The organism is Sphingomonas sp. (genome assembly GCF_032114135.1).
Taxonomy (GTDB): Bacteria; Pseudomonadota; Alphaproteobacteria; order Sphingomonadales; family Sphingomonadaceae; genus Sphingomonas.
Map to the genome: position 1 here is coordinate 114,455 of NZ_DAMCTA010000005.1, position 9,862 is coordinate 124,316.

At 66.1% G+C, this 9,862-nt stretch carries 12 protein-coding genes; 1 reads left to right on the forward strand and 11 read right to left on the reverse strand.

All coding sequences use genetic code 11. The features are described from left to right. Window positions 1-82: 82 nt before the first annotated feature. From RT655_RS18445 to RT655_RS18495, 11 genes are all read right to left on the reverse strand, one after another. The gene (locus RT655_RS18445; RefSeq protein ID WP_313539769.1) at window positions 83-3,109 is read right to left on the reverse strand and encodes a hypothetical protein; all 3,027 of its coding nucleotides are present in this window, start codon (window positions 3,107-3,109) and stop codon (window positions 83-85) included. A gap of 1 nt (window position 3,110) precedes the next feature. Further along, window positions 3,111-3,404, reverse strand: coding sequence for a hypothetical protein (locus RT655_RS18450; RefSeq protein ID WP_313539771.1), 294 nt, complete (start codon window positions 3,402-3,404; stop codon window positions 3,111-3,113). Then, window positions 3,349-3,867 carry a hypothetical protein gene (locus RT655_RS18455; RefSeq protein ID WP_313539773.1) on the reverse strand — a complete coding sequence of 173 codons (519 nt, stop codon included), beginning with the start codon at window positions 3,865-3,867 and terminating at the stop codon, window positions 3,349-3,351. The genes RT655_RS18450 and RT655_RS18455 overlap by 56 nt, the downstream gene beginning before the upstream one ends. Continuing rightward, window positions 3,864-4,382 carry a glycoside hydrolase family protein gene (locus RT655_RS18460; RefSeq protein ID WP_313539776.1) on the reverse strand — a complete coding sequence of 173 codons (519 nt, stop codon included), beginning with the start codon at window positions 4,380-4,382 and terminating at the stop codon, window positions 3,864-3,866. Before RT655_RS18460 ends, RT655_RS18455 begins: the two co-directional genes overlap by 4 nt. Further along, on the reverse strand, window positions 4,379-4,723 hold the full coding sequence (locus tag RT655_RS18465) for a hypothetical protein (RefSeq protein ID WP_313539778.1): 345 nt from the start codon (window positions 4,721-4,723) through the stop codon (window positions 4,379-4,381). The genes RT655_RS18460 and RT655_RS18465 overlap by 4 nt, the downstream gene beginning before the upstream one ends. A 2-nt stretch (window positions 4,724-4,725) precedes the next feature. Then, on the reverse strand, window positions 4,726-4,941 hold the full coding sequence (locus RT655_RS18470) for a tail protein X (RefSeq protein WP_313539782.1): 216 nt from the start codon (window positions 4,939-4,941) through the stop codon (window positions 4,726-4,728). Then, entirely contained in the window at window positions 4,941-5,414 is a 474-nt protein-coding gene (locus RT655_RS18475) for a head completion/stabilization protein (RefSeq protein ID WP_313539784.1), read from the reverse strand. The genes RT655_RS18470 and RT655_RS18475 overlap by 1 nt, the downstream gene beginning before the upstream one ends. Further along, a complete protein-coding gene (locus tag RT655_RS18480; protein WP_313539787.1) occupies window positions 5,411-5,599 on the reverse strand; it encodes a hypothetical protein in 189 nt (62 codons plus the stop codon). Before RT655_RS18480 ends, RT655_RS18475 begins: the two co-directional genes overlap by 4 nt. Window positions 5,600-5,720: 121 nt before the next feature. After that, window positions 5,721-6,587: a phage terminase small subunit gene (gpM, locus tag RT655_RS18485; protein WP_313539790.1), complete on the reverse strand. Its 867-nt coding sequence runs from the start codon at window positions 6,585-6,587 to the stop codon at window positions 5,721-5,723. Between the two features lie 51 nt (window positions 6,588-6,638). Then, window positions 6,639-7,697 (reverse strand): phage major capsid protein, P2 family, encoded by a 1,059-nt coding sequence (locus RT655_RS18490; protein ID WP_313539793.1) that lies wholly within the window; start codon window positions 7,695-7,697, stop codon window positions 6,639-6,641. A 56-nt stretch (window positions 7,698-7,753) separates the two neighbouring features. After that, on the reverse strand, window positions 7,754-8,569 hold the full coding sequence (locus tag RT655_RS18495; protein ID WP_313539795.1) for a GPO family capsid scaffolding protein: 816 nt from the start codon (window positions 8,567-8,569) through the stop codon (window positions 7,754-7,756). Between the two features lie 161 nt (window positions 8,570-8,730). Between RT655_RS18495 and RT655_RS18500 the strand changes: the two genes are divergently transcribed. Then, window positions 8,731-9,862 (forward strand): terminase large subunit domain-containing protein (locus RT655_RS18500; protein ID WP_313539796.1); only part of this gene is annotated, 1,132 nt, incomplete at its 3' end.

Genomic DNA, 9,862 nt, shown 5'->3' on the forward strand with positions numbered 1-9,862 from the left:
GGGCCTGCGCGGTACGCCCGCCATCGGCCCCACATTTGGACGAATGCTGGGGCCGCCGCAGCTGATGCGGCGGCCCCACATATTATGCGGCGGCGAGCCGCGAGACGCCTCCAGGGATATCTTGAGATCCGCGCACATTGCTGAAGACGTCGAACTTCGAGATCGTCGGCACAGAGACCGCGCGAATGGCTGCGGTGGGCGAAGGAATGAGATCCGCTGCGGTGAAAGACGGCGCGTAGACATTGGGGAAGTCGCCTTCGAACGAGCCGCCGCTGGTCGCATATAGCTGCCCCGTGATGGTTCCACCCTGATAGCCGTGGTTGTTGGACATCGTCGGGTATGCCGTTTTCGTCCCGTCTTCTCGAAAACCTGCAGCAATGTTGTTTCGAATACGAAAGTCTGCGTCCCCACCAACTGCGGCCCATCGGGGATACAGGACGTAAGACGGGAACGTATTATTTTCGATCGCTGAGTTTCTCCACGTCCCCTGGATCTGCCATTGGAACGTCTCGGACGGATTTTTGCTCTGCCAGCCGAAGCAATCACGCACGAACGAATTGGTGGTCCCATACCCCAGGCTTGGTGCCGTGAAGACCTGTCCATCGCACAGCACGAAGACGTTGCGCACGCAGATGAGGTTGTCGTGGTGAGCAGTCGGCATCAGCTGAATGAGGTCGACGTGCTGCCAGGCATAGGTCTTGATCGTGCTGCCATTCGGATACGTCTGGGTTGCACTCTCAGGTCCGACCGTGGCGAAGGCGCGGCCGTTGTCTACCACGGCGAACGTCCAGCCCGAGCCGCCTAGAGCGGCATTCGCGGCATTCACGAAGTCCTGTACCCAATAGTTGCCCGAGCCCAATGTGGTGGAAGCGCTGAATGTACCGACGACGGTGGCATCCGTGCCAGTGCCGAGGATGGCCTCTACCTTTTTGTTGACGGTCCCCGTTGCGCCGCTGATGCGCAAGGTTGCAGTGCCGGCGCCGCCATAGTTGAAACTGAATGCGTCGGTGCCAGCACGGAAGACGTCGGAGTTGCAGTTGCGCGCATAGTTGTATGCTGCCACTACCCCGCCGCCCCACGCGGTGTTAGCGTATCCGGGGATATTCAGAATGTCGTTAGCCACATTCTTGATATAGTTGCCGATGCGATAGACGCACGACCACGTGGCCGTTTCCAGATCGTGGATATAGCTGCCAATAACCATGGTGCCGATGCGGGTGAAACTGCTTTTGCGCGTGTTTCCGTTCTGAAATACCTCATACTGGCCGCCGCCAGTGATTTCGGAATTCACCACGACGAGCGGCCGATAGCTGCTGGCATTCCCAGCAGGGTCTTCCGAATAAACGGAAGCAATGTTCGTCATGTCGAACTTGGCTCCATTGAAGACAAGTCCGTTTTGCGACGGGCGAAAGTCGACCTTTGCGCTGGGGCTCCGGATCGTAATGAGGTTCGCCTTGCCGTTTACCTCGACGACGCCGCGACGTGCGTTGCTCACGCTGTTGCCAGCGCTCATCGCCCCGCTGCCGGGATCCAGCTCGATCGGCGCTACCGCCTTAATCTGGATCCACTTGTCGGTCAGGTTCCCCGACGCATAGTTCATTGCCTTTTGGACGGTAGTGTAGCTGACGCCAAAGCTGTCGGATCGCGCCGGATCAACGCTGACAATGCGATCCGGCGCGGTGCGGATGTACTGGCGCATCGGGCCGATAATCCGGGGCGACGAACCTGCATCAGGCGTAGTGACGGTCGCATACCAGTCGATCGCGCCGCCGTTCGCGACGTTGACCTTGACCACATAGGCAACGACGCGGGCCACCTTACCGAATGGCATCGGAATCTCGACAATGCGGCGATCCTCCGGGCCGAGCACGACTTCACCGCCCTCGACATGGAAGGTCACCGACGCGTTATCGTTGAGCGATTCGACGATCACCCCGATTTCGCCATTCGGCTCCAGCGGCCCATCGGGCCACAGCTTATCCGTCCAAAGGGGGTGGGCGGCGGGAGCCGGCAGGCCGCCGGTCGTGCCGCTGGTCGCCCCCATATGCGAGAGCCAGGGCTGCAAGATCCCCTGAATGCCGAGCTTGATCGGCGTCGATCCCGCGAACCCGCTACCGGCATCGCCCGTATAGGCGGCCGCCGGCGAGACTACGCCCTGCGAAGGGGCCTTGATGGTGACCGGCAGATTGGTCGCCGCTGCGCCGGCCGCCGAGATGGTCAAGGAGACGCTGCCGGCGCTGAGAGCAGACGCGCCGACGACGACAACCCAGCCGGTGCCGGCGCTGCCGCCGATCGCAAACCGCCCATCGTTCGGGGTGAGGGTAGGGGTCGCGCCGGCAGGCACGTTGCTGATCGCCGCTACCTGATAGCCGGCGGCCGCCCCCGAGGGGATGGATGCACTGGTTGGCGTGAGGCTGAGGGCGGGGAGATCGTCGTTGCTGATCGTGCCCATGCTGGTGACGGTGTTCAACCCGGTACCGTAAACGGTGAGCGTGAACCCCTCGGCGGGCTCGACCGCGGTATCGCCGCTGACCAGCACGGTGATCGTCTTGGACGTCTCGCCGGCCGCGAAGGTGCCGCTGCCGCTGGGCAGGGTGCCACCGAAGTCCGCGGCGTCGGCGGGGTTGGTGCCGCTGCCGGTGACGGACCAGGCGAAGGGAAAGGCCGTCGTCGCGCCGTCGCGGTTCAGGCTGAGCGTCCAGGTGAACGCCGTGGTGCCGGAATCACCCTCGGCCTTGGTGACCGCGCTCGAAAGGCTCAGCGACGGCTGCGGGGCGGGCTGCGGCGCCGGGGTGGGCGTGGGCAGGCCCGTAGGCGCCAGCGCGCTCAGCAGGGCGCTCAGCCCCGTCGCCGACGTGCCGGTCAGAAACACGCGCTTGAAGCGCACTGCGATCGTCTGCCCGGTGGCGATTGCGATTGTGCGATCCTTGCCTGCGGCGGTGCGCAGCTTCACCATGCCGGCGTTGCCGCCGCACGCGATGGCCGAGGCTTCCTGATCGAGATCGACGGTATCGCTCGCCGTGATCGGCACAGCGTCGGTCGCCGGTGCGAGCGCCTGCAGCGCAGTCAGCATCTGCGCCTGCATGTCGGCGGTGGCGGCCTTGCTCATTTCAACGGGTCTCCGGTTCGGGCTTGCAGGTTCCAGGGATGATCCACTCGATCAGGCGGCGGCGCAGGACACGCTCGTCGCGATCGTGGAGCACTAGGCCGCGCAGGGCGGTGCGTAGGGGCAGCGGGATGGTGGCGACCTGATCGGTCGGGAAGGCGGGCGGCGGCTCGGGGCAGACGAGCAGATCGGCGGGAGGCGTATCCTTGACCGCAACCGCGACGACGTCCGCCGGGCGGTGCTCAATCGTGCGGCTGCAGCCCGCCAAGGCGGTTAAGAGCAGCAAACCAGCTGCCATCGACGCGGTCATCGTCGCGGATCTGCGCATCGGCTTTCTCCATGGTGTTGAGGGCGGCGGCCCGGTTTCCGGACTCGGCTTGGGCGGTGGTGCGGTCTCGGGTGGCCTTTGCCTGCTGCTCGGCAGCGGCGCCGGCGAACGCGCGCGCGGTGCCGGCAAGGGTGGCGGCGCGGAAGGCGGCGAGATCCTGCACCGCCTCGGCGCACGCGCCGCCGCGCGGCAGCTTCACCGTGTGGCGCTTGCCGTCGGCGTTCGTGCGCTCGACGGTGGTCGCATCGGGCGAGGCGCCGGCATAGGCGCAGGCGGCCTTGGCCCAGCTCGCCCAGGCGTCGCGATCGGCGCGCGTGCGGCGATCGTCGACGTACAGGGCGGCAAGCGCGAGGCCGAGGGCGATTAGGACGAGCCAGCTATTGCCCGCCCACCTGTGGAGCGCCGAAAGGGCGCGGCCGATCAGCTTGATCATTCGGTTCCCTTCTCCATCATGAGGGCGAGGCGCTCGGCGCGCGCGCCGACCTGGCGCGCCCATAGCGAACCGCGCATGCCGGCGGCCGCGCCGACAAAGTCGCCTCGCTCCATCTTCGCGAGGGTGTTGACGAATTGCAGGAGCCCGCCACCGCGATTCCCTTCGCTAGGCTGGGGGCGCCAACCAATGCCCATGTTGAAGCACATGTTGATCAGCGCGCGCTGCCGCACGTTGGCGAGCTTCCGCCACCAGGGCAGCTTGGCATCGAGCTGGCGCTCGCACGCGTCGATATCGTTGGCCAGCAGCGCGCGCGACTGCGCCCGCGTGATGCCGCTCTTGCACGCGCTGGCGACGGTGAGGCCCAGCGCGGCAGTTTCGGCCTTGGAGATCCCGACGTCGTCGAGATTGCGGCCAACGCCGATCGTCCGCTTGTTCGCGGTGCAGCGATAGACCTTGAGCCGCTCGTCTTCGTCGCGGATCAGCTCGGCCGTGAGGGCTGCGCGGTCGTAGTTCACTGCTCGCCTCCCTTGCCCAGGAAGCGGTCGCGCAACGTCGCGGGGATGGTGCCGGCGACGTCGGCCGCTGCCGCGATGAACCGCGGCGTCGCCTCGAAGGCGATCATGCCGATCGTGAAGGCGATACCCTGCAGCACGAACGGATCGAGCGACCAGATCGCGCCGATCGCGCGGCCGACAAACCACGAGACGACAATGCCCACGGCGAGCTGGGTGAAGCGCTCGCGCCAGGTCAGGCCCTTGCGCCAGGCGAGCGCCACGGTGGCGCCGATCGCGCCGGGGGCGATGCCCGACGCGAGTGCGCACACCGCGTCGAGCAAGGCCATGATCTTCTGTTCCATGGTCAACTCCAGAGCTGGACTGTCTCGCGCACCGGCAGTGCCTGGGCGGCGATCAGGGGGAGGGTGACCGGCGTGCCGATCGGGAGGGTAGGGCCGCGATCGGCGAGACCGGGATTGGCCGCGAGCACGGCATCGAGCGCCTCGGGGCCAAGGCTGCGCTCGCGCCAGAGCAGCTCGTCCAGCGTGTCGCCCTGGCGTGCGGTGAGCAGATCCGCCATCAGAGCAATTCTACGCTGGTGCGAGTGCGGCCGAGGATCCGACGTACGGCTTGCAGCGCATCACGGCGCAGCTCGCCAATCGAATCGCCCAGATCGTCCACCTTGCGCTGGCCGGCGCCCGTCGTGTCGACGTCGCGTTGCCGCTCGATCAGCAGCGCCTTGGCGCAGGCTCCCACGGCGAGCTGGTACAGCACGACGTTGCGGCTCAGGCCGTCGATGGTTGAGCTGGGCACTTCGGCGAAGCTGGCGGCGGCCTGATCGGCGCGCCAATCCTCGAGCTGGTCGTTCGTCCAGATGATCGCTTCGCGCACCGCGTCGCGCAGGCGCTCCGCTGGCATCTCGGTAGCGATGCGGCGCGCCTTGCGGAGGTCGCCAATATCGACGTCGGGAAACCAGCCGTCATTGGCGATCGGCGCGCCGTCGGGCGCAATAGGCGGCGGCGTGAGGATTGGGGAACAGGCAAAGGTGCTCATGCCAGCACCAGGCTGGCCAGCGCCCGAAGGCCCAGCATGAAGCCAAGGAGCCCCTCGACGGCGAGCAGTGCATTGCAGGCGCGTGCGACGGTCGTTTTCGCCATCGCGACTTCGATGGAAGCCCAGCCGAACAGGACGGCGGCTATCGCGACGCTGATCGAATGGTATGCGAGGGTCAGATACATCGCGGCGCGGTTCCTTCGGCGTCCCCGGCAAACGGGGGTGGGGACCGGGTCCGCGACGGCCCTCAGCCCGAAGGCCCTCCCGTCGCGCGCGATCCGCCCCCGAGCGCCGGGGGCGAGCTGGTTAGGCGCCCTTGGCGGGCGCCGGTTCGGCGGTGGGGGGAGCGGCTGCGTCGAGCAGCTTCTCCAGCTTCTTGATGTTGCCCTTCACGCCCGCCCGTTCGTCGAGCTGGTGCGCACGGCGCAGCGCATCGAGAGCCTTGCCGAAGGCCGGGCGCTGATCGTCGACGGACAGCAGCGCCTCAGCGGCGAGCGCGGTCTCTTGGCCGATCGCCTTGTAGAGCTTGGCGCGGATCTGATCGTGCATATCGGCGTCGGAGGTGAGGATCTCGATGTCGGCGAGGAAGCCGAGCTCGAAGCGGGTGCCTGCGGACTGCGCCTTGAGGGCGGCCGTGGCGATCTCTTCGGTCACCAGCGCGGCGGTGGTGCGCTGGTAGCGCGCCGGCATCGGCAGATCGTGGCGGAGCATATATTCGGCCAGCTCGATCGCGCCGCGATATTCGCCCACGTCGATCAGCCAGACCATGATGGTCGGGATCACTTCGTCCGCGACCGTTTTGCCGGCCTCGGCCGCCGCCGCCACCCGCGCCATCACCCATTCGCGATAGGCGGGCAGCATCTCGCGCTTGGCTTCGATCTTCTTCTCGATCGACTGGATGCCCTTGAGGCGGCGCATGTCGTGCACCAGGCGCAGCATGATCTGCGCGTCGGGGCCTTCGCCAAGCGACGGGTCCAGGGTGGTGGGATCTTCGATCGCCGCCCGCGCCGCGTGCTGCAGGGTGTGCAGGCGCGCGGGGCTGGCGGACACGATCGGGGAGGCGAGCAGGGTATCCTGCCCGCCCTCGCCCTCCGGCGCGGCAACGACGGTGCTGGTGTGATCGGGCTTGGCCGAGGCGGCGAAGCGGTCACGATGCTGGCGAGCTGGGCTCATGGTGCGTTCCGGTGCTGGTAGGGTGAGGGCGGGCAGACTTGACGCAGAGCCTCAGCTCTTCGGGCCAAGCTTGATGTTCTCGACCAGGGCGGCCTTGCCGTATTCCTCGACGACGAAGGCGTCGTTCACGCTCTCGTAGTTGGCGATCTGGTCGTAGGCCGATTCCTCGACGATGTTGCGGCGCGCCGAACTCGTCTGCTGGTAGTAGGACAGGTTGCTGAGGCTGGTGACCATCAGCGCATTGGCCGGGAAGTTCGGCACCTGCATGGTCGGCTTGCCGCCGAGCTGGCGGCTCGACAGGATCACGTCGCGCGCGAGCATCTCGGTGGCCGTGTTGCCGGCCTCGGTGACGATCTTGAAATACTTCTCGTGAACGAGGTCGCTGCCGACGATCACCACCAGGTCGGTCGCGCCGCGGAACTGCTCGTGCAGGAGATTATGGATGACGTCGAAGACGAGCGCGTCGAGGTTCTCGTAGTCGGCGGTGCCTTTGTCCGACACGTAGACCTTCGCCTGATCGAGGCCGCCGTGGGACAGGACGCGGTTCGGCGCGTAGGTCCGCATCTTGAAGAGCCAACCATAGTTGACGTCCTGCAGCAGCGGATAGGCGACGCGATCGGTCTGCGGCTTGGAATCCACACCGTTGAAGCCGATGGTGATGATGTCCTGCGCCTTCTGCACCAGCACGGCGTCGCGGCAGAGCTGCTGGAAATTCGGACGGTGCGCCCAGGCGTCGAGCAACGCATACGGCCATGCATAGTCGTAGTCGGTCTTCTTGCAGATGTACTGGTCGATCGGATCGCTGCCGAACGGGCTGGTCGGACGGCGGCGGTTGCCGGGGACCGACAGGTCGGTGCGGCTCGCGAGCGAACGGGTGACGCCCACGCCCACGCGGTCGCCCATCTGGTTTACCACCGAAATTACGTTGATCCGCGACAGGAAGTCGCTGGTGGTCTGCAGCTTCGCCAGGAGCTTCTGCTCGATCGCGGGTGCCACGTTGAAGCGCTTGATCTCGGTCGAGGCGGGCGAAAAGAAGTGGCCGTCGAGGCTGTTCAGCTTGGCGAGCTGGCCAAGGTACGAATTGAACAGCACGCGGGTCTGATTCTGCATGGGAAGTGCTCCGGGGTGCGGGGAAGGGGCGCGGACGGTTGGGGGCTGGACTGCGATCAGCAGTCGGTGAGGTGCTGGCCGGCGCCGCCGCTTGCCGGCGGGCGGCTGAACCCGGCGGGCGTGCTTTCGAGCTGGCCCTTCATGGTTGCCACCTCAGCGCGAACTTCGCTGACCGCATCGAGCGCCGGCTTCACTGCCGCCGCGACTGCATCGCCCATCGCCTTGCTGAACGCGGCGAAGTCCATGTTGTCGTTCGCGGGCGCGGGCGCGGGCGAGGGGGCCGGTGCTGGCGTGCCGGGCTCACCGGTCGTGCGCTTGAACATGTCGGCGAGCTTCGAGAAGCCGGCGACAATCGCATCAGTGACCCCCGCCGTGCCCTGCTCGAATTCGATCGCAACCGCCTGATCCGAGGCGCTGAAAATGGTACCCGGCGCGGTGCGCGAGAACTGCAGCTTTTGGGTGGCGATCGACGCGGGCGTGTCGGTGAATGCCAGGCCCACCAGGCCAACCTTGCTGCTGCCGGCATAGTCGGGGGTGAGTTCGACGGAGGGGTAGGGCTTCTGGTTCGCGGCCGCCAGCTTCACCAGCTGGTCGTTGCCCTCGACCTGCACATAGAGTGCGCGGCGCTTCTCGGTGGTGCCGGCGATCGAGATCTCATCGTCCTGCGCCTTGACGGCGACCACGTCGCCATAGCCGTTGAAGGGCGGTTCGGGGCTGTAGCCGGCGATGTGCTCGATGTTGATGCGCGGCGAATAGGTGTCGCGGTTGAAGGTCGCGACCACGTCATCGATCATCTCATCGGTGATCGTGCGCCCGTCGCTGATCGTCTGACCGGCGACGAAGGCGCGGAAGAACTTGGAGAGTTTGGCCATTGCGGTGCTGGTCCCTGAGTGATCGCGTCGAGGCGGCGTTTGACCAGGCGAACAGGGACCGGAATGGGGCATCTTCTCAAGCGAGCCGACTTGTGAAAGGCCGGTTCTACAAGGCGGGGCGCTAAATTGCCGGGCGCGGGCATGGCTAGGTTCGCCGCGCCATGCATCCCGCCGACGAACCCTTGCCAGCCTCGACCATGCCGATCCCCGTCGACGCGCGGAGGAAGGCGCGCAGCCTGTACTGGCGCTATTGGACGATCACCCAGATCGCCGAGGAGCTGGCGCTATCGCGCGCGACGGTAGAGTCCTGGCGCCAGCGCGATCGGTGGGATGATGCGCCCGCGCTCACCAAGATCGAGGACGCGATCGAGGCGCGCATCGTCGGGCTGGTCGACAAGGACAAGAAGACCCCCGGCGACTTCAAGGAAATCGACCTGCTCATGCGCGCGGTCACCACAGCCGCGCGGGTGCGGCGCTATGAGCAGCCGGGCGGGCACGAAGGCGACCTGAACGAGAAGGTCGGCAACCGCAACGCGGGCGAGAAGAAGAAGGCGAAGACCAACTATTTCACCCGCGAGCAGGTGGAGGAGCTGGAGCGCATCTTCCACGACGAGCTGTTCGGCTATCAGCAGGATTGGTGGGACGCGCGTGACGAGCGCACTCGCATGATCCTGAAATCGCGCCAGATCGGTGCCACGTGGTATTTCGCTCGCGAGGCGCTGCTCGATGCGCTGCGCGGACGCGGCAACATGATTTTCCTCAGCGCATCGAAGGCGCAGGCCCATATCTTCCGCGGCTACATCATCCAGTTCGCGGCGAAGGTCGGGGTGAAGCTGCAGGGCGATCCGATCGTGCTGGACGCCGAGACGCTGCCCGAAGGCGAGGATCTGCCGCAGCTGATCTTCCTGGGCACCAATGCCCGCACCGCGCAGGGCTATCACGGCAATTTCTACTTCGACGAATTCTTCTGGACCTACGGCTTCGAAGAGCTGAACAAGGTCGCCAGCGGCATGGCGATGCAGAAGAAGTGGCGGAAAACCTACTTCTCCACGCCGTCGACCGTCGCCCACCAGGCGCACCCCTATTGGACCGGCGAGCGCCGCAACCGCCGGGTGAAGAAGGAAAACCGCGTCACGATCGATACCGGGCACGGCCGCTTGAAGGCTGGCGCGGTGTGCGAGGACAATATCTGGCGCCAAATCGTCACGATCGAGGACGCCGAGGCGCGCGGCTGCGATCTGTTCGATCTGGACGAGCTGCGCATCGAATATGCGCCCGACGAATTCGCGAACC